Here is a 21,181-nt window from a genome sequence, read left to right as displayed (position 1 = left end):
ATGAACGACACGACGACCAACCGCGCGCCTGGACGCCCGCGCAGCGAGCGGGCCGAGAAGGCCATCATCGAGGCCACCCTGGACCTGCTCGCCGCGGAGTCCGGGGTGGCCGGCGTCTCCATCGAGGCGGTGGCCGCCCGGGCCGGCGTCGGCAAGACCACCATCTACCGGCGCTGGCCCAGCAAGGAGGCCTTGATCGTGGACGCGCTCGGCACGGCGAAGGGCGAGATGCCCCGGCCGTCCGGCGCGTCCGCGCGCGAGGACCTCACCGAGATCGCGCGGACCTTCGCCGCCGAGCGTAAGAAGCGCTACTCCCGCTGCTTCTGGAACGTGGTCGGCAGCGCCGAGAAGCATCCCGAGCTGTACGCCCGGTACAAGCAGGACGTCATCGAACCGCGCCGCGCCGTCATCCGCGAGGTGCTGCGGCGCGGCATCGGGACCGGGGAGCTGCGCGCCGACCTCGACGTCGAGGTCGCCATCTCGATGCTGACCGGGTCGCTGTCGACGAAGACCCCGCAGGACGCCTTCCCCGAGGGGTACGCGGACACGGTCGTCGACGCCCTCCTGCGCGGGATCGGCGCCCCGTCCTGACCGGATCCGGCGCCCCTCGGCGGGGGCGCCGGGCGGCCGCTCCCCCGGGAGACGGGGCCCCGGAATCCGCGTACAGGACGGTTTTCGGCGCGGTAACCGTGATCTTCTCCCGCCGATCACGCGTCATGCCCCATACTGTCGCTGAGTAGTGCTAAGACGACCGGCTGTCTGGAGCGCGTCAGGTGAGATCCGTCATGGCGCCGCGAGGCGATGCGCCCGCCACCGATTCGGCGTCCCGGACCCTGGTCCTGGGCGTGGACGGGGCCCGGCGGATCGTCCAGTGCGGTCCCAACGCCGCGGCCGTCATCGGCCGCGCCCCGCAGGAGCTGATCGGCCGGCCGGCCGCCGACCTCGTCGCCGAGGAGGCCAAGGCCGAGCTCGAGACGCTGCTGGAGGCGCTGGCCGCGGGCCAGGAGCGCACCGCCGTGCTGGCCGTCCCGCGCGGCGACGGCGGCCCGTCCCCGGACGCGGTCGTCACCGCCCAGCCGATGCTCGGCGGCGAGAGCGGCGCCGGCCCCGCCGGCCTGCTGTACGTCCGGGTCCCGCTGCCGCCCAGCGAGCGCTACCAGGACCCGGCCCTGATGCGCCGCGCCCTGATGGACGACCAGCTCACCCGGTTCGGCGCGTCCCTCGACCTCGACCAGTCCGCCCGCGGCCTCGTCGACGTCGTCGTCCCGCACTTCTGCAACGCCGCGTCCGTGCTGGTGCTGGAGAGCCTCGTCGCCGCCGACGAGGTGCACAGCGAGTCCGGCGCCGCGGTGCTGCGCCGCATCGCCGTCACCTCCGACGACGGCAACCCCGCGTGGGGCGCCACCTTCCCCGTCGGCGAGGTGCTGGTGTTCCCCGAGGGCACCCCCTACCGCCAGGTGATGGAGACCGCCCAGCCCGTCCACCTGCCGCACATCGACGCCGACGCGGCCGGCGACATCGGCGACAAGTGGCGCCGCCGCCCCGCCGGCGACCTGCTCGCCGACGTGTCCATGGTGCTGCTGCCGATGATCGCCAGCGACACGCTGCTCGGCTTCATCGCCTGCACCCGCATCCCCGGCTTCCGCAAGTTCGACGCCTACGACGTCGAGATCGGCATGGAGTTCGCCGCCCGCGCCGCCATCGTCATCGACAACGCCCGGCAGTTCAGCCGCGAGCGCTCCACCGCGCTCGCGCTGCAGCGCAGCCTGCTGCCGCTGCGGCTGTCCGCGCCGTCCTCGGTCGAGGTCCGGCACCGCTACCTGCCCGGCAGCAAGCTCGTCGAGGTCGGCGGCGACTGGTACGAGTCGATCGCGCTGCCCGGCGCCCGCGTCGCCCTCATCGTCGGCGACGTCGCCGGGCACGGGGTGCGCGCCGCCGTCACCATGGGCCGGCTGCGCACCGCCCTGCACACCCTCGCCAACCTCGAACTGCCGCCCGCCGACGCCCTGCACGTCATGCACGAGCTGATGATCGAGCTGGGCGAGCAGGAGCCGCACTTCGCCACCTGCGTGTACGCGGTCTACGACGCCACCACCGGCACCATCGAGATCGCCTCCGCCGGGCACCTGCCGCCGCTGCTGGCCGGCCCGTCCGGCGACACCGAGTACCTGACCGTCCCGCCCGCCCCGCCGCTCGGCGTCGCCGGCGGCGCCGCCATCGAGAGCCGCGAGTTCACCGTCGAGGACGGCAGCCTGTTCGTCATCTACACCGACGGCCTGGTCGAGAACCGCGGCCGCGACATCGACGACGGCCTCGCCCGGCTCAAGGGCATCTTCGGCCCCGGCGCCGTCGACCGCCCGATGGAGGACCTCGCCAAGGCCACCCTCGCCGGCGTCTACGCCGACCAGCACCGCGACGACATCGCCGTCCTCATCGCCCGGCTGCGCCGCATCCCCGAGGACCGGTTCGTCTCCTGGACGCTGCCCGCCGACCCCGCCGCCGTCCGCCGCGCCCGCGGCCTCGTCCGCACCCGGCTGGAGGAGTGGGGCCTGGACGAGCTCGACTACACCACCGAGCTCCTCGCCTCCGAGCTCATCACCAACGCGCTGCGCTACGCGCCCGGCCCCATCGAGCTGCGCCTGCTGTTCGAGCGCACGCTCGTGTGCGAGGTTCTGGACCGGTCCGCCGCGCTGCCCCGGCTCCGCCGCGCCGAGGACGACGACGAGAACGGCCGCGGCCTGCTCGTCGTCAGCCAGCTCGCGCACCGCTGGGGCACCCGCCGCACCGCCGCCGGCAAGGTCGTCTGGTGCGAGCAGACCGTCCCCGGCATCGACCCCGACCCGGTCGACCTCGACTCCGCCTGGCCCGGCGAAAGCCACCACCGAGGTTGATTGCAGTGTTGATTGCGGTGTTGATTGCAGTGCCCTTGGCGGTCAGGCGCTGGAGCGCCTTCCCTTCGGCGGGCACTGCGGCGATCGCTGCATCGCTCCGACTCGCCCAGGGGCTCGCTGCGCGATCAAGTTCTCGCAAGCTCGAACTTGGCTTCGCACGCGATCGCAACGCTGAGGTCCCCGCGGGCCAGGGCTAAGGACGCTCCCCTTGCGGTGAGCGCGTGAGCGGCCCGCGCCCTCCGGCGGCGTGAACCTCGGCCACCGGGCACGCCCGACGGTCGGCAGGCTGTTTCGCGCGGAGCGCCGGCGGAGCGGGAAACGGTCTGCCGACCGTGGCGGGGGTTCCAGGGGGTCGCCCCCCTGGGAAGACACAGTCAGCACTCCCGCCAGCGGGTGGTGATGGGGAGGCGGCGGTCGCGGCCGAAGTTCTTCGGGGTGATCTTGGGGCCGGGCGGGTACTGGCGGCGCTTGTACTCGGCCAGATCGACCAGGCGGATGGCGCGGTCGACCAGTTCGGGGTCGTGGCCGGCGGCGACGAGGGCGTCGCGGCCGAGGTCGCGTTCGACGTAGTCGGCCAGCAGCGGGTCCAGGAGGGCGTAGTCGGGGAGGCTGTCGATGTCGCGCTGGCCGGGGCGCAGCTCGGCCGACGGCTCCTTGTCGATGATCACCTGCGGGATGGGCTCCTGCGCGAACGGGTGCAGGAACGGCAGGTCCGCGCCCCGCCGGTCGGCGGCCTGGGCGTTGCGCCAGCGGGCGAGGTCCCAGACGGTGGTCTTGAAGACGTCCTTGATGGGGCCGAAGCCGCCCGCGGAGTCGCCGTAGAGGGTGGAGTAGCCGGTGGCGAGCTCGCTCTTGTTGCCGCCGGTCAGGACGAGGTGGCCGTGCTCGTTGGACAGGCCCATCCACACGTTGGCGCGGATGCGGGCCTGGAGGTTCTCGGCGGCGAGGCCGTGCAGGTCGAGCTCGGCCTCGAACGCCTCGACCATCCCGGCGATCGGGACGGTCCGGGCGTTGATCCCCTGGCGTTTGACGAGGTCCTCGGCGTCGGTGACGGAGCCCTCGGAGGAGTAGCGGCTCGGCAGCAGGACGGCGTGCACGTTCTCGGGGCCGATCGCGTCGGAGGCGATGGTGGCGACGAGGGCGGAGTCGATGCCGCCGGACAGGCCGAGGATGACCGAGCGGAAGCCGTTCTTGCGGACGTAGTCGCGGGTGCCGAGGACGAGCGCCCCGTACACCTCGGCCATGTCGTCGATGGGGTCGGCGACCGTCTGCGGCCGGACCGGGTAGGCGGGCAGCGGGTCGGCGGACAGCGCGAGCCGGTCGATGGTGATGGTGGTGCCGTCGTGCGCGTCGACCGGGATGCGGCCCGGCTCGGCGGCCGGGTCGGCGGCGGGCAGCGCGAGGTCGGCGACGAGGAGGTGGTCGGTGAACTGGGGCGCGCGGGCGAGCAGGGAGCCGTCCGGGCCGACGATGACCGAGTCGCCGTCGAAGACCAGCTCGTCCTGGCCGCCGACCATGTTGACGTAGGCGAGCGCGCAGCCGGCCTCGCGGGCGCGCCCGGCGCACAGTTCGAGGCGGACGTCGTCCTTGTTGCGCTCGTAGGGGGAGGCGTTGAGGACGAGCAGCAGCCCGGCGCCGGCCTCGCCGGTGACGCTGACCGGGCCGCCGTCCTGCCAGAGGTCCTCGCAGATGGCGGTGGCGACGTCGACGCCGTGGACGCGGACGACGGGCAGCCGGTCGCCGCGCACGAAGATGCGGTACTCGTCGAACACGCCGTAGTTGGGGAGGTGGTGCTTGGCGGACCGGACGAGCACCTCGCCGCCGTGCAGCCACGCGGCGGCGTTCAGCGGCAGGCCGGACGGGTGCCCGGCGCGGACCAGGCCGACCGGCGGCCGGTCGAGGTATCCGGTGACGACGGGCAGGTCTCCGAGGCCCTCGTCGGCGAGCCGAGCGGCGACCCGTTCCAGGGCGCGCCGGGACGCCTCGACGAAGGACGCGCGCAGCGCGAGGTCCTCCACCGGGTATCCGGTCAGCATCATCTCGGGGAAGGCGACCAGGTGCGCGCCCGCGTCCGCGGCGCGGCGGGACCATTCCACGATCAGGTCGGCGTTGCCGCCGAGGTCGCCGACGGTCGGGTTCACCTGCGCGAGCGCGATCCTGAGCTGTGCCACGGCTCCAGCCTAGTTCGGTCGGAGTGGTGTCGTCACTATGACGAGAAGGTGGGGTGGATCACCGCCGCGCGGCGGCGCCGGATCGCCGGGGCCAGCGCGAGCTGCCCCGCGGCGGCGCCGAACGCCAGGCCGGAGCAGCTCAGCCACAGCAGCGCCGGCCCGCCGGCGCCGAGCAGCTGCGTCCCGCCGAGCGGCGCCAGCAGGAACCCGCCCGACCAGGCCATGCCGTAGAGGCCGCTGTAGCGGCCGCGCAGGTGCGGCGGCGCGAGGTCGGCGACGACGGCCTGCAGCACGGACGCGGCGGTGATCTCGCCGAGCGTCCAGACCACGATCGTCGCGGCGTAGCCGGGCAGCGAGGAGACCGTCGAGGCCAGCCCGTAGCCCGTGCCGACCAGCACGAACCCGGCGGCCATGACCAGGCTGTGGTCGTGCCGGCTCAGCCACGCGCCGACGAGCGGCTGCACGATGATGATCAGCACGCCGTTGGTGGCGAAGGCGATGCCGTAGTCCTGCGGCCCGAGCCCGACCTCCCGCATCGCCAGCGGCATCGTCGTCATGCATTGCATCAGCACGAACGTGTAGCAGAGCAGGACGGCCGCGTACCCGACCATGACCCGGTCGCGCAGCACCCGGCCGAACCCGCCGGGAGCGGCGTCCGCGCCGGTGCCGCGCACCCGGGTCTCGGGGACGGCGCGCCACACCAGCAGCCCGAACGCCGCGCAGGTCAGCGCGTCGATCCAGAACAGCCACAGGAAGCCCTGCCGGGCGAGCGTGCCGCCGAGCACCATCGAGACCGCCCAGCCGAGGTTGACCGCCCAGAACAGCAGCCCGAACGCGCGCGGCCGCTCGGCCGGGGAGATGACGTCGGCGACCATCGCCTGCGCCGCGGGACGGTACATGTCCAGGAGCAGGCCGAGGACGAGCGCCGCCGCCGTGATCATCGCGATGCCGTGCGCGTAGCCGAGTGCCAGCATCGCCGCGCCCGTGCCCACGGTCGCGAAGGTCAGCGTCACCCGCCGGCCGAGCCGGTCGGCGAGCGCGCCGCCCGCGAGCTGCCCGGCGAACGAGCCGACGCCGAGGACCGCCATCACCGCGCCCGCCTGCCCGAGCGACAGGCCCCGCGCCGTCGTCAGGTACAGGCCGAGGAACGGCTCGACCATCGTGCCGAGCCGGTTGAGCAGCGTGCCCGCCCACAGCACCCAGAACGTCCGGGGCAGGCCGCCGACCCGGGGCCGCAGGAACGCCGCGATCCGGCCCGGCGGACCGACAGGAGTGTCGTCCAATGTGGTCACTTGCACGATGGTCCGGGAACGCCTCGGACATCGGCATTGATTTAGTGTGGGCTAAATGACCGGGACCGCGTCGTGATCGAGTTCGTGTTCGCGCCGGACGACGCCGCCCGCGTCCGGTTCGCGTTCTCGCCGCTGCTGGAGCTGGTGCGCAGCGTGCGGGTGCTGGCCGACCCGTCCGGGCACGCGCTGCACCTGCCGTGGGTGCACGGCGTCCGGCCCCGGCTGCGCGGGCTCGACCTGCGGCCGCTGCTGTCGGCCGTCCCGTCCTGGGGGTACATCCCGGACTTCCTCACCCCGCCGCCGGACACGCCGCTGCCCGACCTGGACGCCGAGCTGGAGATCGTCCGCAACACGCCGCCGGAGGTCGTCGCCGCCGAGCTGCTGTGGACCGAGCCGGGCCGCCGGGCGGACCCCGCGCGGCCGGCGATGGCCGCCGAACCCGAGCGCACCCTGGAGACCCTCGCCGGCCTGCTCGAACGGTACTGGTCGGCCGCCGTGGAGCCGTACTGGCCGCGGCTGCGCGACCTCCTGGAGGGGGACGTCCTGCGCCGCACCCGCGCGCTCGCCGCGCACGGCGCCGCCGGGGTCTTCGGCGACCTGCACGAGGACGTGTCGTGGCGCGCGGGCACCCTGACCATCGACCGGCGCTGGGACTTCCGCGGCGAGCTGCTCGGCCGCGGGCTGCTGCTCGTCCCGTCCGCGTTCGTGTGGCCGAACGTGTCGGTGATGGTGCCGCCGTACCAGCCGATGCTCAGCTACCCGCCGAACGGCGTGGCGACGCTCTGGGAGACCGGCCGCGACCGGGGAGCCGGCCCGCGCGCGCTCGCCGCGCTCATCGGCCGCCGCCGCGCCGACCTGCTCACCGCGCTCGCCACGCCCGCCTCCACGACGGAGCTGGCCGGACGGATGGGCGTGACGGCCGGCGCCGTCAGCCAGCACCTCGGCGTCCTGCGCGCCTGCGGCCTGGTCACCGGCCACCGCCTGGGCCGCCGCGTCCTCTACGCCCGCACCCCGGCCGGCGACGCCCTGACCGCCACAGCCCACGGAAACCCCTCGCCGACCGAAGGATGATCGTCCGTAACACCGACCACGCGCGGGCCGAGGCGTCGCGATCGCGTGCGAAGCCGGATTCGAGCGAAGCGAGAATCCGATCGCGCAGCGAGGCCCCAGGGCCGAGTCGAAGCGATGCAGCGATCGCCGCAGAGCCCGCCGAAGGAGGGCGCTCTAGCGCCCGACGCCAAGGGCTCTGCAATCAGACAGAGCGTCCAGTCTGAGCTGGGTGGGGGTGGTGGATTCGTAGCGGCCGGACTCGGCGAGCCAGTCCAGGTGGGCGCGCGGGGTGTCGAGCAGGACCTTGACGACCTGCGCGGCGGCGGCGCGCTGCGCGACCGTCAGTTGCAGCCGGTCGAGCATCTCGGGCAGCCGGCGGGCGGCCTTCCACGCCTGGTCCACGCGGGCGACGATGCGGTCGGCCACGGCGGCGGCGGCCTGGTCGGGGCTGAGGGAGTGCGCGGCGGCCAGAACGGCAGGCAGGCCGTGCACGTCGTCGCGGGCGCTCTCCATGTCGTGCGAGGCGAGGTCGTTGGACCAGGCGACGACGTCGGCGACGCTCTCGGTGAGGGTCAGCCAGCACGGCGTGCGCAGCAGCCGCGCGGGCAGTTCGACGCCGAGCACCGGTTCGACCAGGTCGTACAGGAACGGGCCGCAGGCGCGGCGACGCAGCGGCAGGTACTCCGCCGGGGTCGGGACGTGCCGGATGCGCCGGTTGACGGCCTCCTCGGCGCAGCCGTCGCGGTGCGCCTCCAGTTGCAGCATGAACCGGCGGCGCCAGTCCCGGCTCATCCCCTTGGCCGTGGCCTGCCACAGCTCGACGAGCGCCGACTCGAGCGGGCGGGCGCCGGGGCGGGCGTGGCCGCGCCGCATCGCGCGCAGCAGGTCGTCGTACAGCGCGTGCACGGCGCTGCCGCTGTCGGCGAGCGGCGGATGGTCGAGGGTGTCGTCCAGCGCGAGCGCCCAGGTGAGCCAGCGGGCGAACAGGTCGACGGCGGCGAGGTCGGCGTCCGGGAAGACGCGGGCGGCCAGCCGCTCGCAGCGGGCGCGGCCGAGCGGCGAGGTGTCCGGATCTCCGAGCACCAGGCCGCGGCCGCGCGCCCAGGCCTCCACCTGCGCGCCCAGCTGCCAGGACTCCGGGTGCATGGCCGACGGGGCGGCCAGCGCGGCCGCCCGGTCGGTCATCGAGAGAAGAAGAGAGATGTCCACGACGCGGTCCACGCTAATGATCACCGGGCGGCCCGACCATGATCGCAACGTCAATTCTCGGGAAACGCCGGGCGCGGTCGGTCAGGGTGGAGTATGCCGTTCGCCCAGGCCGGCATGGCATAGTTCGGTGATCGCGAAGAGCTCGACTCAGGAGGAAACGTGTCCAGACGGACCACACGTTGGGCACTCGGCGCCGGTGTCGCCGCCCTGGCGCTGACCGCTTCGGCGTGCGGCGGCGGCGACGGCGCGACCGTGCAGGGCGTCAAGCTGATCAAGAAGGGCGCGCTGACCTCGTGCACCCACCTGCCGTACCCGCCGTTCCAGGTGGAGCAGGGCGGCAAGGTGGTCGGCTTCGACGTCGACATGATCGACCTGGTCGCCAAGAAGCTGGGCGTGACCCAGAAGGTCGTCGACACGCCGTTCGAGACGATGAAGACGGGCGCGGCGCTGAACGCCGGCAAGTGCGACATCGTCATGGGCGGCATGACGATCAAGCCGGACCGGGTGAAGTTCATGGACGTCAGCGAGCCCTACTTCGACGCCACGCAGTCGCTGATGGCCAAGAAGGGCAGCGGCATCACGAGCCTGGACGACGTCAAGTCCCGGAAGCTGAAGCTGGGCTCGCAGGCCGGCACCACCGGCGAGGACTTCGTCAAGGGCAAGGGCTTCGACCCGTCCTCGTTCGACAACTCCAACGCCGAGCTGGACGGCCTGCGCACCGGCCAGGTGGACGTGATCGTGCAGGACGACCCGGTCGTCAAGGGCTGGCTGAAGGACCCGGCGAACAGCAGGTACGAGATCGTCGCCAACCTCAACACCGGCGAGCAGTACGGCTTCTGGATCCGCAAGAACCACAACAAGAAGCTCGTCGAGCTGACGAACCAGGCGATCGAGCAGGCGAAGAAGGACGGCACCTACAAGAAGATCTACGAGAAGTGGATCGGTCCAATGCCGGCCGCCGCCGGTAAGCCGTCGTGACCGTGGACCAGGCGGCCAGCTCGGCGGGCTCCGGCGGGCTGTCCCGCCGGGCCCGCCGGCGGGCGTCGCTCGGAAGCCAGTACGGCCTGTTCGCCGTCGTCGTGGTGCTGGTCGCCGCGCTGGCGAACTGGTCGCAGCTGCACGCGAACTTCGCCAACTGGCAGGTCGCGAAGGCCCTGTTCCCCGACATCATCACCGTCGGGCTGCGCAACACCGCCGTCTACACGGCGGTCGGGTTCGGCATCGGGCTGGTGCTGGGCCTGGTCGTCGCGCTGATGCGGCTGTCGCCGGTGCTGCCGTACCGGTGGTTCGCGACGGCCTACATCGAGACGTTCCGCGGCCTGCCGCTGCTGCTGATCTTCATCTTCGTCGGCGTCGGCGTGCCGCTGGCCTTCCCCGGCACGAACATCCCGGGCGGCGCGGTCGGGCAGGCGGGCCTCGCGCTCGGGCTGGCGGCCGCCGCGTACATGGCCGAGACGATCCGGGCCGGCATCGAGGCCGTCCCGCGGGGGCAGCTGGAGGCGGCGCGCTCGCTCGGCATGTCGCAGGGCCGGGCGATGCGGTCGATCATCCTGCCGCAGGCGTTCCGGATCATCATCCCGCCGCTCACCAACGAGCTGGTGCTGCTGTGCAAGGACTCCTCGCTGGTGCTGTTCCTCGGCATCACGCTGGAGCAGCGCGAGCTCACCAAGTTCGGCCGGGACCTGGCCGGCCAGCAGGGCAACACCACGCCGATCATCGTGGCCGGCATCTGCTATCTGATCATCACGATCCCGCTGAGCCTGCTGGCCAGGCGGCTGGAGGCGCGGCAGCGCAGGGAGCAGCGATGACGATACCGGACCAGACCGGCGCGGGCCGGGCCGTCGAGATCGGCGGGCTGCGCAAGTCGTTCGGCGCGAACGAGGTGCTGCGCGGCATCGACTTCCACGTCGAGCGCGGCGAGGTGGTGTGCGTCATCGGCCCGTCCGGGTCGGGCAAGTCGACGCTGCTGCGCTGCGTGAACCTGCTGGAGGAGCCGACCGCGGGCACGGTCCGCGTCGGCGGCGTCGAGGTCACCGACCCCGACGTCGACATCGACGCGGTGCGCCGCCGGATCGGCATGGTGTTCCAGTCGTTCAACCTGTTCCCGCACCTGACCGCGCTCGGCAACGTGACGATCGCGCAGCGCAAGGTGCTCAAGCGGGACAGGGCGGAGGCCGAGCGGATCGCCCGGGAGAACCTGGAGCGGGTCGGGCTCGCCGACAAGGTGGACGCCTACCCGGCCAAGCTCTCCGGCGGCCAGCAGCAGCGCGTGGCGATCGCCCGCGCGCTGGCGATGGGCCCGGAGGTGATGCTCTTCGACGAGCCGACGTCGGCGCTGGACCCCGAGTTGGTCGGCGACGTGCTGGGCGTCATGCGCGGCCTGGCCGAAACGGGGATGACCATGCTCGTGGTCACCCACGAGATGTCGTTCGCGCGCGAGGTCGCCGACCGGGTGGTGTTCATGGACGGCGGCGTGGTCGTCGAGGAGGGCCCGCCGTCGCGGGTGATCGCCGACCCGGAGCACGAGCGGACCCGTGCTTTCCTGTCCCGGGTGCTCGATCCGGCCGCCACCCGGGTGGAAGGCTCCGCTCTGTCGGATAAGTTCGGAACCGACGAGCCGAACGCGTAACGTCGCGGTAACAGCGGCCGGGCATACTGCAAGCCGGGCCGGACAGTGCGGCCGGCACCGCGTCACCGAGGGAGAGGGCTTTGGACCGTCAGCAGGAGTTCGTGCTCCGCACGCTGGAGGAGCGCGACATCCGCTTCATCCGGCTGTGGTTCACCGACGTGCTCGGGTTCCTGAAGTCGGTGGCCGTGGCGCCCGCCGAACTGGAGGGCGCCTTCGGCGAGGGGATCGGCTTCGACGGCTCGGCGATCGAGGGCTTCGCCCGGGTGTACGAGGCCGACATGATCGCCAAGCCCGACCCGTCCACGTTCCAGGTGCTGCCGTGGCGCTCGGAGGCGCCCGGCGTCGGCCGGATGTTCTGCGACATCCTGATGCCGGACGGCACGCCGAGCTTCGCCGACCCGCGCTACGTGCTCAAGCGGGCGCTGGCCCGCGCCGCCGATCTCGGGTTCACCTTCTACACCCATCCCGAGATCGAGTTCTTCCTGCTCAACGACAAGCCGGAGGACGGCCGCGAGCCCGACCCGGCGGACGCGGGCGGCTACTTCGACCACACCCCGCACAGCGCGGCGCACGACTTCCGGCGCAACGCGATCATGATGCTGGAGTCGATGGGCATCTCGGTGGAGTTCAGCCACCACGAGGGCGCCCCCGGCCAGCAGGAGATCGACCTGCGCTACGCCGACGCGCTCACCACCGCCGACAACATCATGACGTTCCGGCTGGTGATGAAGGAGGTCGCGCTCGACCAGGGCGTGCACGCCACGTTCATGCCGAAGCCGTTCACCGAGCATCCCGGCTCCGGCATGCACACCCACATGTCGCTGTTCGAGGGCGACCGCAACGCGTTCTACGAGCCGGGCGCGGAGTTCAAGCTCTCCAAGGTCGGCCGCGCGTTCATCGCGGGCGTGCTGCGGCACTCCGCCGAGATCACCGCGGTGTGCAACCAGTGGGTCAACTCCTACAAGCGGCTGTGGGGCAACGTCGGGTCCGCGGCGGGCGCCGGGGGAGAGGCCCCGTCCTACATCTGCTGGGGCCACAACAACCGGTCGGCGCTGGTCCGGGTGCCGATGTACAAGCCGCACAAGGGCCACTCGACCCGCATCGAGTTCCGGTCGCTGGACACCGCCGCCAACCCCTACCTGGCGTTCGCGGCGATCCTCGGCGCCGGCCTCAAGGGCATCGAGGAGGGCTACGAGCTGCCGCAGGGCGCCGAGGACGACGTGTGGGCGCTCACCCCGGCCGAGCGGCGCGCCCTCGGCATCGAGCCGCTGCCGCAGAACCTGGACGAGGCCGTCCGCGCGATGGAGCGCAGCGAGCTGATGGCCGACGTCCTCGGCGAGCACGTGTTCGACTTCTTCCTGCGCAACAAGCGCCAGGAATGGGAGGACTACCGGCGGCAGGTGACCGAGTTCGAGCGCAAGAGGCTGCTGGCGGTGCTCTGACCGGAATACGGTTGGAACGTGAGCGAGCCGTGGACCTCCGACCGCCGTCCCTCCCTCGCCGGCCGGCTGGCGCGGCTCGGCTTCACCGACGCCGCGCGCGTCGAGCGGCTGCTGCGGGAGGCCGAGCGGGACGCCGGCACCGGGATCGGTGACGACCTCCTCGACGCCCTCGGCGGCACCGCCGATCCCGATCTCGCGCTGAACGGCCTGCTGCGCGTGCTCGCGTCCGCCGACGAGCGCGGCGCCGGGGCCGACCTGCGCGCCGCGCTGCGCGCCGAACCGGGCACCCGGGAGCGGCTCGCCGCCGTCCTCGGGGTCAGCGACGCCCTCGCCGACCACCTCGTCCGGCATCCCGGGCACTGGCGGGTGCTGCGCGACGACGGGACCCCGGGCGAGGGCGGCCGCCCGGCGGCGGGCGCGCTGCGCGCCGCGCTGCTGGAGGCCGTGGGCGCCGACCCGTCCGCCGAGGACCCGGTGGCGTCCGGCGCGGGCCACGAGGCCCTGGTGGCGCTGCGCGCCGCCTACCGGGCGCGGGTGCTGTCGCTTGCGGGCCGCGACCTGATCGGCGCCGCGGACGTCGCGGAGGTCGCCGCGGAGCTGGCCGACCTCGCCGCCGCCGCGCTGGAGGCGGGCCTGGCGATCGCCCGCGCCGAGGTCGGCGGGCACGCCGCCTGCCGGCTCGCGGTGATCGGCATGGGCAAGTGCGGCGGCCGCGAGCTGAACTACGTCAGCGACGTCGACGTGATCTTCGTGGCGGAAGCGCGGGAGGGCGAGGGCGAGGACGCCGCGCTGCGCACCGCGACCCGGCTGGCCTCGGCGATGATGCGGGCCTGCTCGGCCTCGACGCGGGAGGGCGCGCTCTGGGAGGTGGACGCGGCGCTGCGTCCCGAGGGCAAGGCCGGCCCGCTGGTGCGCACCCTCGCCAGCCACCGCGCCTACTACGAGCGGTGGGCCAAGACCTGGGAGTTCCAGGCGCTGCTGAAGGCCCGGCCCGTCGCCGGCGACCCGGGCCTCGGCGCCCGCTACCTGGACGCGATCACGCCGATCGTGTGGAAGGCCGCCGAGGGCGAGGGCTTCGTCCAGGACGTCCAGGACATGCGGCGCCGCGTCGAGAAGGACCTGGACCGCCGCACCGGCGACTCCGAGCGGCAGCTCAAGCTCGGCCCCGGCGGGCTGCGCGACGTCGAGTTCGCGGTCCAGCTGCTGCAGCTCGTGCACGGCCGCGCCGACGAGACCCTGCGCAGCCCCAATACGCTGGACGCCCTCGCGGAGCTGTCCCAGGGCGGCTACGTCGGGCGCGACGACGCGGCGGCGCTGACCTCGGCGTACCGGTTCCTGCGGCGGGTCGAGCACCTGATCCAGCTGCACCACCTTCGCCGCACCCACCTCGTCCCCGACGACGAGGCGGACCTGCGGCGCCTCGGCCGGGCCCTCGGCCTGCGCACCGACCCGGTCGGGGAGTTCACCGCGCTGTGGCGGCGGCACGCCCGCGAGGTCCGCCGCATCCACGAGAAGCTGTTCTACCGGCCGCTGCTGCGCGCCGTGGCGCGGCTGCCAGGGGAGGAGGCCCGGCTCACCCCGGAGGCCGCCCGCACCCGGCTGGAGGCGCTCGGCTACGCCGACCCGGCGGGCGCCCTGCGGCACATCGAGGCGCTCACCTCGGGCGTGTCGCGGCGCGCCGCGATCCAGCGGACGCTGCTGCCGGTGATGCTCGGCTGGTTCGCCGACGCGCCCGACCCCGACGCCGGGCTGCTGGGGTTCCGGCAGGTCAGCGACGCGCTCGGCACCACCCCCTGGTACCTGCGGCTGCTGCGCGACGACGTCAGCGTCGCCGAGCGGATGGCGTGGGTGCTCGGCTCCAGCCGGTACGCCACCGACCTGCTGCTGCGCGCCCCCGAGGCCGTCGCGCTGCTGCGCGGCACCGACGCGCTGGCGCCCCGCCCGCACGAGGCGCTGCGCGCGGAGCTGCTCGCGGCGGGCCGCCGGCACGCCGAGGGCGGCGGGCCGGCGGAGGAGGCGGTCGCGGTCGTGCGCGGGCTGCGCCGCCGCGAGCTGTTCCGGGTGTCGGTCGCCGACCTGCTCGGCCTCGCCGACGTGGAGACGGTCGGGGCGGCGCTCACCGACATCGCCGCCGTCACGATCGAGGCCGCGCTCCGCGCCGCCGTCAGCAAGATCGAGATGGAGGCGCGCGAGCCGCTGCCGACCCGGGTGGCGGTGGTCGCGATGGGCCGGTTCGGCGGCCACGAGCTCGGCTACGGCAGCGACGCCGACGTGATGTTCGTGCACGACCCGCTGCCCGGCGCCGAGGAGCGGGCGGCCGGACGCGCCGCGCACGCCGTCGCCGAGGAGCTGCGCCGGCTGCTCGCCCTGCCCGCCCCCGACCCGCCGGTGGACATCGACCCGAACCTGCGGCCGGAGGGGCGCCAGGGGCCGCTCGTCCGCACCCTCGCCTCGTACGCGGCGTACTACCGGCGCTGGTCGCAGCCGTGGGAGGCGCAGGCGCTGCTGCGCGCCGACCCGGTGATCGGCGATCCGGGGCTGTGCGAGCGGTTCCGGGCGCTGATCGACCCGATCCGCTGGCCCGAGGACGGCATCGGCGAGGACGCGCTGCGGCAGGTCAGGAGGCTGAAGGCGCGGATGGAGTCCGAGCGGCTGCCGCGCGGCGTCGACCGCCGGCTGCACATCAAGCTCGGCCCCGGCGGCCTGTCGGACGTGGAGTGGGTCGCGCAGCTGCTGCAGATGCGGCACGCGCACGCCGTCCCCTCGCTGCGCACCACCCGGACCCTCGCGGCGCTGGAGGCGGCGGCGGAGGCCGGGCTGCTCGACCGCGGCGACGCGGAGGTGCTGGCGGAGGCGTGGTGCCTGGCGACCCGGATCCGCGGCTCGATCATGCTGGTGCGGGGGCGGGCGTCGGACCTGCTGCCCACCGACCACCACCGGGAGCGCACCGCGGTCAGCCGCGTCCTCGGCTACCCGGGGACGGGCGACCTGCTGGAGGACTACCGGCGGCACGCCCGCCGCGCCCGCGCGGTCGTCGACCGCGTGTTCTACGGGGCGGAGGACTGAACGCTGGACCGGCCCGGCGCGCGGGAGGCGCCGCCGTGCGGGTGCCGGATCCGCTGGACGGCCCGGTCCCGCAGGTCGATGACCGGCTGCGGGCAGCGGGCGTACAGCAGCCAGGCCACCCCGAGAGCGCCGCCGATCAGCGCCATCCCGACCACGGCGTCCAGCACGTAGTGGTTGGCGGTGGACAGGATCACGAACACCGTCGTGGCCGGGTAGAGCACGCCGAGCACCTTCGCCCAGCGCTGGGAGACGAACTTGACCAGCACGAACCCGCACCACAGCGCCCAGCCGGCGTGCATCGACGGCATCGCCGCGTACTGGTTGGTGAGGCTTCCGGACGCGTCGCTGGAGTACAGCCCGAAGGAGTGCAGCGCGGTGACCGGGTCGACGAACCCGGCGCTGTGCAGGAACCGCGGCGGCGCGAGCGGGTAGAGCCAGAAGCCGATCAGCGCGAGCGCGGTCGCCGCCATGATCCCGGTGCGCAGCCAGCGGTACTCCCGCGGCCGGTACCGGTACAGCCAGACGACGACCAGCGCCGTCAGGATGAAGTGCATGGTGGCGTAGAACATGTTCGCGGTGCGGGCCAGCCACGGCACGTTGATCAGCATCGTGTTGAGGCCCAGTTCCACGTCCAGCCCCAGCACCTTCTCCACGTGCAGGATCTGGTCCGCGTGCGAGAACGCCGGGCCGGTGCCGTCCTGGACCAGGACGACGCGCGTCAGCGTGTAGCCCGTGTAGAAGAGCACGAGCAGCAGCAGTTCGCGCCACACCGGCGGTGCCGTGAGCACCCTGGGCCGCCTCGTCGCGGCGCTGCGTCGCGGCTCACCGCGCCGGGACGCTACGGTCCGGCCGCGGTGCGCTGCTGGGGGGGCGGATTGAGCCATGTTACCTATCTTTGCCTCGCGGCCCCCTTCGTGAGATCACCGCCGCGAATGGTCTTCGTCTCAGACCTGAGTAGTACGACCCTGACGCGGTATCCGGACTTTCGGGGGAGGGGACCCCGGTATGCCGGGGTCCTGCCTTCCTCTGGAGCCTGTAGGAGCACGGAGCACTGTGGAGTGTGGAGCCTGTGTGATCTATCAGGAATCAGCATAGGAGGCGCTGGGTAGATCACGACCGGCCCCCCGTGAACGAACGGGGGGACGAATGACGTCGATCGGGTCCATACCCGGCATTGCGGCGATAGGCGGTGCCGGGTTGGCCGCTTTCGGACTGATCTCCTCCGCCGGAGGGACGGCCCGATCCGCACCGGCGCCGGCGGTCCGCGCGGCCGCCGCCGCGACCGGCGCGCCCGCCCCGAAGCCGGAGTGGCGGCGCTGCACCGGCCTGCCGGCCCCCGAGCCGGGCGCCTCGCAGGCCCGGTACCGGTGCGCGACCCTGAAGGTTCCCCTGAACTACGCCGACCCCGCCTCGGGGACGATCGACCTCGCGCTGCTCAAGATCCCCGCGACGGATCCGGACCGGCGGATCGGCTCGCTGCTGTTCAACTTCGGCGGGCCCGGCGGCGACGGCGTCGACACCCTCGCCCAGGCCGCGTCCGAGTACACCAGCCTCAACACCCGCTACGACCTCATCGGCTTCGACCCGCGCGGCGTCGGCCGCAGCGCCCCCGTCACCTGCGTCGACGACCGGACGATGGACCAGCTCACCGCCGAGGACGACACGCCCGACACCACCGCCGAGGAGACCGCCTACCTCGCGCGGCGCGCGTCCTTCGCCAAGGCCTGCGAGGCCGGGTCGGGCCGGCTGCTGCCGTACGTCGGGACGCTCAGCGCCGCCCGCGACATGGACGCGATCCGCGCCGCCGTCGGCGACTCGAAGCTGAACTACTTCGGGATCTCCTACGGAACCTGGCTCGGCGGCAACTACGCCCACCAGATGCCCGGCAACGTCGGGCGCGCCGTGCTGGACGGCGCCGTCGACACCAGGCTCGGCACCGCCGACCTCGGCCTCCAGCAGGCCGCCGGGTTCCAGCGCGCCCTGGTCGACTTCGGCGCGGCCTGCGCCCGGCTCGGCGCGAAGTCATGCCCGCTCGGCGGCGACGGCGAGGCGGTCGCCGCGACCACCGCGAAGATCCTCGACGGCCTCGACCGCACGCCGCTCGCGACCTCCAGCGGCCGGAAGCTCACCCAGAGCCTCGGCGACACCGGCGTCGCCGCCGCCCTCTACACCAGGCAGGCCTGGCCGTACCTCGCGCAGGGCCTCGTCGACGCGGTCAAACGGCGCGACGGGTCGCTGCTGCTGATGCTCGCCGACCTGCAGAACGGCCGGAAGCCCGGCGGCGCCTACGACAACCTGACCGCCGCCAACACCGCGATCACCTGCGCGGACGGCACCGACCGCTACACCACCGCGGACGTCCGCCGGCTGATGCCGAAGTTCCGCAGCGCCTCGCCGGTCTTCGGGCCGTCCATGGCGTGGGGCCTGCTGCAGTGCACCGGATGGCCGGTCAAGGGCGACGACGCGGCGCGCGAGGTGTCCGCCCCGACCGCCGCGCCGATCCTGGTCGTCGGCAACATCGGCGACCCCGCCACCCCGTACGCGTGGGCGCCCGCGCTGGTGAAGGAGCTCGGCGGAAGCGCCGCGCTCCTCACCCTCAAGGGGGAGGGGCACGGCGCCTACGACACCGGCGACGCCTGCGTCCGCCGCACCGTCGACGCCTACCTGATGGAAGGCACGCTCCCGGCGAAGGGCGCCACGTGTGAGTGAACCGGTGGGATCAGACGATCTGCTCGACCTTCATCGGCTCCTTCAGCGCGTTCCCGACCGTGCAGTACCGCTCGTGGACGCGCTTGGCGACCGCCTTCAGCACGTCCTCGGCCTTCGCGTCGCCCTCGGGAAGCTCGACGTCGTAGGTGACCGTGATCGTCCCCAGCCTGCTGGTCTCGACCTTGTCCGCCTGGACCGTCGCGGCGAGCCGCGCCATCCGGTGCCCGCGCTGCGCGGTCAGCGGCTCCACGGTCACCAGCTCGCAGCCGCCGAGCGCCGCCAGCAGCAGCTCGACCGGCGTGAACGCCCCCTCGGTGTCCCCGTCCCCGATGGCGACGCGGGCGCCCCGCCCGTTGCCGGCCTGGAAGCCGTCCTCGGTGCGCTCCACCCTGACCTCGGCCATGTCATCCCCTCCGATCGTCGGCGGCCCGTGGCGGGCCCGCCTGCCCGAACACGCCGGGCACGGTGCTTCTTCCCGCGATCACGGCGCCGCGTCCGGCTCTGCGTCCAGCTCTGCGTCCGCGGCCGCGCCGGGCACGGTGCCGAGGCGCTCCTGCTCCTCCTCGACGATCCGCCGCGCCAGCTCCTGCTCGGAGATGTCGAGCGCGTCCGGCGTCCGCTCCGCGAGATCGCTGCGGCGGGCGTACTCGTCGAACAGCCGTGCCTTGCCCCGCAGGATCCGGAGCATGCGCTCGTCCACCCCGCGCGGGGTGAGCAGCCGGTGCACCTGGACGGTCCGGGCCTGCCCCATCCGGTGCGCGCGGGCGATCGCCTGCTCCTCCATGGTCGGCTTCACCTGCGGCTCGCAGATGATCACGACGGAGGCGGCCTGGAGGTTCACCCCGACGCCGCCCGCCTGGATCTGCGCCAGCAGCACCGCGTGGCCCGGCTCGGCGGTGAAGTCGTCCACGAGCCGCTGGCGCCGCGCCGCCGGCGTCGAGCCGGAGATCGGGCCGCGCGCCGCCGGGCCCACCATGAGCTCGACGGCCGCGAGGACGTCCCGGAAGTAGGAGAAGACCACGACCTTCAACCCGTTGCGGTCCGCCTCGTCCACCAGCTCGAGGAGCCTGGCCAGCTTCGCCGACCGCTTCGGGTCGGCGTACGCGGCGCGCCGCATCGCCATGAAGTTGCCGTCCGCGACGGCCTGCCGGTAGGCGGCCTCGTCCGCGGCGCTGAACTCCTCCCACTCCTCGATCTCCTGCACCTCGGGCAGCTCCACCAGCACGTCCTGCTGGTTGCGGCGCAGGTACGCGGGCGCGACCGCCGCCCGGAACGCGCGCGGCCCCACCGCCGCGTCGCTCGGCCGGATCGACGGGACGAGCTCGGGCCGCAGGTGCCCGACCAGGGTGCGGAACTCCTCGACGCGGTTCTCCATCGGCGTGCCGGTGAGGAACAGCACCCGCTCCACGCGCGCGCACCACGCGGCCACCGCCTTGGACCGGCGCGTCTCGGGGTTCTTGGCGTAGTGCGCCTCGTCCACCACGAACATCGCGACGGGCACCGCGTCCGGGACGTCCAGGGCGTGGAGGGTGTCGAGGGTGGTGACCGCGATGCCGCCCGCGTCCGCCCAGTCCGCCAGCGCCGCCGCCCGGCCGGCGCCGTGCACGGGACGCGCCGCCAGCCGGCTGCGGTCCTCGATCTCCCGCACCCAGTTGATCATCACGCTGGCGGGGCACGCCACCAGGAAGTGCGTCGCGCCCTCCGCGCGCAGATGCGCCATCGCCGCGATCGCCTGGACCGTCTTACCGAGCCCCATCTCGTCGCCGAGCACCACCCGGCGCTGGGCGAGCGCGAACCGCGCCCCGAACGACTGGTAGCCGCGCAGCGACACCCGACGGTACGTCTCGTCCAGCGGCTGCGCCTTGACCCGTTCGGCCAGGTCGTCCGGCAGGAATCCCTCGGCCGCCGCGCGCTCGGGCCCGACGGCCGCCAGCTCGGCGAGCAGCGTCTGGTAGTCCGACCCGCGCAGCTCGTAGTCGATCCACGCCTCGTCCGCCGACACCGCAGGACGCAGCAGGTCCACCGACGCCTGCGAGATCAGCAGGCGCTCGTCGCGGGCCCGCCCGGCCGTCTCCGCCAGCTCCGCGATCGCGGCGCGGGCCCGCTCCCGGCGTGCCGGACCGGCGAAGACCCGCCGCCACCACGACGCGGCGGGCCGCGCGTCGTGCACCAGCGGGCTCAGCCGCTCGTCCAGCTCCTCGGCGGCCCGGCGGGCACGCGGCAGATCGGGGCCCGCGTTCACCAGCCGGTGCAGCGCCACGACCAGCGCGGTCGTCGCCGGATCCCGCCGTCCCGCGTCGATCCGGATGCCCGCCGCCCGCTCCGCCGCCTCGGCCAGGCTCCGCGCCGCCGCATGGATCTGCGCCGCCGTCTGCGGCCCGACGCCGGGGATCAGCTGCAGCCGGTACTGCGTCGCGTCCAGGACGTCCAGAACGGTGGTCAGCCCGGCCTGTTCGAGCGGCGTCAGGCGCAGGCGGCCGTCCGTCACGTCCTTCAACCGCGCGACCGGGATCTCGGCGAGCTGACCGCGCGCCGCCTCTGCCCGCAGCGGCGCCAGCGCCTCGTGCACCTCCGCCGTCGCCCGCCGGTGGTCGGCGATCAGGGCGCGGGCGGCGTCCAGCAGGGCATGGCCGCCCCGCAGGACCTCCCTCGGGTCGTCCGCCATCGCGCCCGCCGCTCCCTCCGCCGCGATCTCCCGGCACATGATGCCAGCGCGGCGCCC

At 73.7% G+C, this 21,181-nt stretch carries 15 protein-coding genes; 9 read left to right on the top strand and 6 right to left on the bottom strand.

The window, feature by feature from the left end; all coding sequences use genetic code 11:
- Both QP089_RS26970 and QP089_RS26965 read left to right on the top strand, forming a co-directional pair.
- Positions 1–591, top strand: a complete 591-nt coding sequence (locus QP089_RS26970) for a TetR/AcrR family transcriptional regulator (protein WP_285915043.1) — start codon at positions 1–3, stop codon at positions 589–591.
- Between the two features lie 194 nt (positions 592–785).
- A complete protein-coding gene (locus QP089_RS26965) occupies positions 786–2,891 on the top strand; it encodes a SpoIIE family protein phosphatase (protein ID WP_285915040.1) in 2,106 nt (701 codons plus the stop codon).
- A 374-nt stretch (positions 2,892–3,265) separates the two neighbouring features.
- Here the strand turns inward: QP089_RS26965 and QP089_RS26960 are convergent, their stop codons facing one another.
- Together QP089_RS26960 and QP089_RS26955 are read right to left on the bottom strand one after the other, a co-directional pair.
- Positions 3,266–5,062 (bottom strand): NAD+ synthase, encoded by a 1,797-nt coding sequence (locus tag QP089_RS26960; RefSeq protein ID WP_285915038.1) that lies wholly within the window; start codon positions 5,060–5,062, stop codon positions 3,266–3,268.
- Between the two features lie 35 nt (positions 5,063–5,097).
- Positions 5,098–6,354, bottom strand: coding sequence for an MDR family MFS transporter (locus tag QP089_RS26955; protein WP_353070624.1), 1,257 nt, complete (start codon positions 6,352–6,354; stop codon positions 5,098–5,100).
- Positions 6,355–6,426: 72 nt separating this feature from the next.
- Here QP089_RS26955 and QP089_RS26950 point away from each other — a divergent pair, with 72 nt between their 5' ends.
- Positions 6,427–7,425 (top strand): ArsR/SmtB family transcription factor, encoded by a 999-nt coding sequence (locus QP089_RS26950; RefSeq protein WP_285915036.1) that lies wholly within the window; start codon positions 6,427–6,429, stop codon positions 7,423–7,425.
- A gap of 153 nt (positions 7,426–7,578) precedes the next feature.
- On the opposite strand, the gene QP089_RS26945 is transcribed toward QP089_RS26950, so the two are convergent.
- Positions 7,579–8,589 (bottom strand): terpene synthase family protein, encoded by a 1,011-nt coding sequence (locus QP089_RS26945; protein WP_285915033.1) that lies wholly within the window; start codon positions 8,587–8,589, stop codon positions 7,579–7,581.
- 183 nt (positions 8,590–8,772) lie between these two features.
- Between QP089_RS26945 and QP089_RS26940 the strand changes: the two genes are divergently transcribed.
- The 5 genes from QP089_RS26940 (at position 8,773) to QP089_RS26920 (ending at position 15,750) form a co-directional block, all read left to right on the top strand.
- Positions 8,773–9,591 (top strand): transporter substrate-binding domain-containing protein, encoded by an 819-nt coding sequence (locus QP089_RS26940; protein ID WP_285915031.1) that lies wholly within the window; start codon positions 8,773–8,775, stop codon positions 9,589–9,591.
- Positions 9,588–10,421 carry an amino acid ABC transporter permease gene (locus QP089_RS26935; protein ID WP_285915029.1) on the top strand — a complete coding sequence of 278 codons (834 nt, stop codon included), beginning with the start codon at positions 9,588–9,590 and terminating at the stop codon, positions 10,419–10,421. Before QP089_RS26940 ends, QP089_RS26935 begins: the two co-directional genes overlap by 4 nt.
- Positions 10,418–11,242, top strand: a complete 825-nt coding sequence (locus QP089_RS26930) for an amino acid ABC transporter ATP-binding protein (protein WP_285915027.1) — start codon at positions 10,418–10,420, stop codon at positions 11,240–11,242. Before QP089_RS26935 ends, QP089_RS26930 begins: the two co-directional genes overlap by 4 nt.
- A gap of 80 nt (positions 11,243–11,322) precedes the next feature.
- Positions 11,323–12,684 carry a gamma-glutamylpolyamine synthetase GlnA2 gene (glnA2, locus tag QP089_RS26925; protein ID WP_285915026.1) on the top strand — a complete coding sequence of 454 codons (1,362 nt, stop codon included), beginning with the start codon at positions 11,323–11,325 and terminating at the stop codon, positions 12,682–12,684.
- Between the two features lie 18 nt (positions 12,685–12,702).
- Entirely contained in the window at positions 12,703–15,750 is a 3,048-nt protein-coding gene (locus QP089_RS26920) for a bifunctional [glutamine synthetase] adenylyltransferase/[glutamine synthetase]-adenylyl-L-tyrosine phosphorylase (RefSeq protein WP_285915025.1), read from the top strand.
- Here the strand turns inward: QP089_RS26920 and QP089_RS26915 are convergent.
- A complete protein-coding gene (locus QP089_RS26915) occupies positions 15,732–16,538 on the bottom strand; it encodes a phosphatase PAP2 family protein (protein WP_285915023.1) in 807 nt (268 codons plus the stop codon). The two genes, QP089_RS26920 and QP089_RS26915, sit on opposite strands and share 19 nt — an antisense overlap.
- 409 nt (positions 16,539–16,947) lie before the next feature.
- Here QP089_RS26915 and QP089_RS26910 point away from each other — a divergent pair, with 409 nt between their 5' ends.
- Positions 16,948–18,459, top strand: coding sequence for an alpha/beta hydrolase (locus tag QP089_RS26910; RefSeq protein WP_285915022.1), 1,512 nt, complete (start codon positions 16,948–16,950; stop codon positions 18,457–18,459).
- 10 nt (positions 18,460–18,469) lie between these two features.
- On the opposite strand, the gene QP089_RS26905 is transcribed toward QP089_RS26910, so the two are convergent.
- Positions 18,470–18,862 (bottom strand): OsmC family protein, encoded by a 393-nt coding sequence (locus tag QP089_RS26905; RefSeq protein WP_285915021.1) that lies wholly within the window; start codon positions 18,860–18,862, stop codon positions 18,470–18,472.
- Between the two features lie 78 nt (positions 18,863–18,940).
- Complete coding sequence (locus tag QP089_RS26900) at positions 18,941–21,124, bottom strand: DEAD/DEAH box helicase (protein WP_285915020.1); 2,184 nt, start codon at positions 21,122–21,124, stop codon at positions 18,941–18,943.
- Positions 21,125–21,181 lie beyond the last annotated feature (57 nt).

This window comes from Actinomadura opuntiae (assembly GCF_030283205.1).
Classification (GTDB): domain Bacteria; phylum Actinomycetota; class Actinomycetes; order Streptosporangiales; family Streptosporangiaceae; genus Spirillospora.
This window is presented reverse-complemented; position numbering and strand designations above follow the sequence as displayed.

What these genes read in the sequence shown, in the direction of transcription:
- QP089_RS26970 (WP_285915043.1), top strand. Translation starts at nt 1, where the DNA reads ATGAACGACACGACGACCAACCGCGCGCCTGGACGCCCGCGCAGCGAG.
- QP089_RS26905 (WP_285915021.1), bottom strand. Translation starts at nt 18,862, where the DNA reads ATGGCCGAGGTCAGGGTGGAGCGCACCGAGGACGGCTTCCAGGCCGGC.
- QP089_RS26945 (WP_285915033.1), bottom strand. Translation starts at nt 8,589, where the DNA reads ATGACCGACCGGGCGGCCGCGCTGGCCGCCCCGTCGGCCATGCACCCG.
- QP089_RS26930 (WP_285915027.1), top strand. Translation starts at nt 10,418, where the DNA reads ATGACGATACCGGACCAGACCGGCGCGGGCCGGGCCGTCGAGATCGGC.
- QP089_RS26900 (WP_285915020.1), bottom strand. Translation starts at nt 21,124, where the DNA reads ATGGCGGACGACCCGAGGGAGGTCCTGCGGGGCGGCCATGCCCTGCTG.
- QP089_RS26965 (WP_285915040.1), top strand. Translation starts at nt 786, where the DNA reads ATGGCGCCGCGAGGCGATGCGCCCGCCACCGATTCGGCGTCCCGGACC.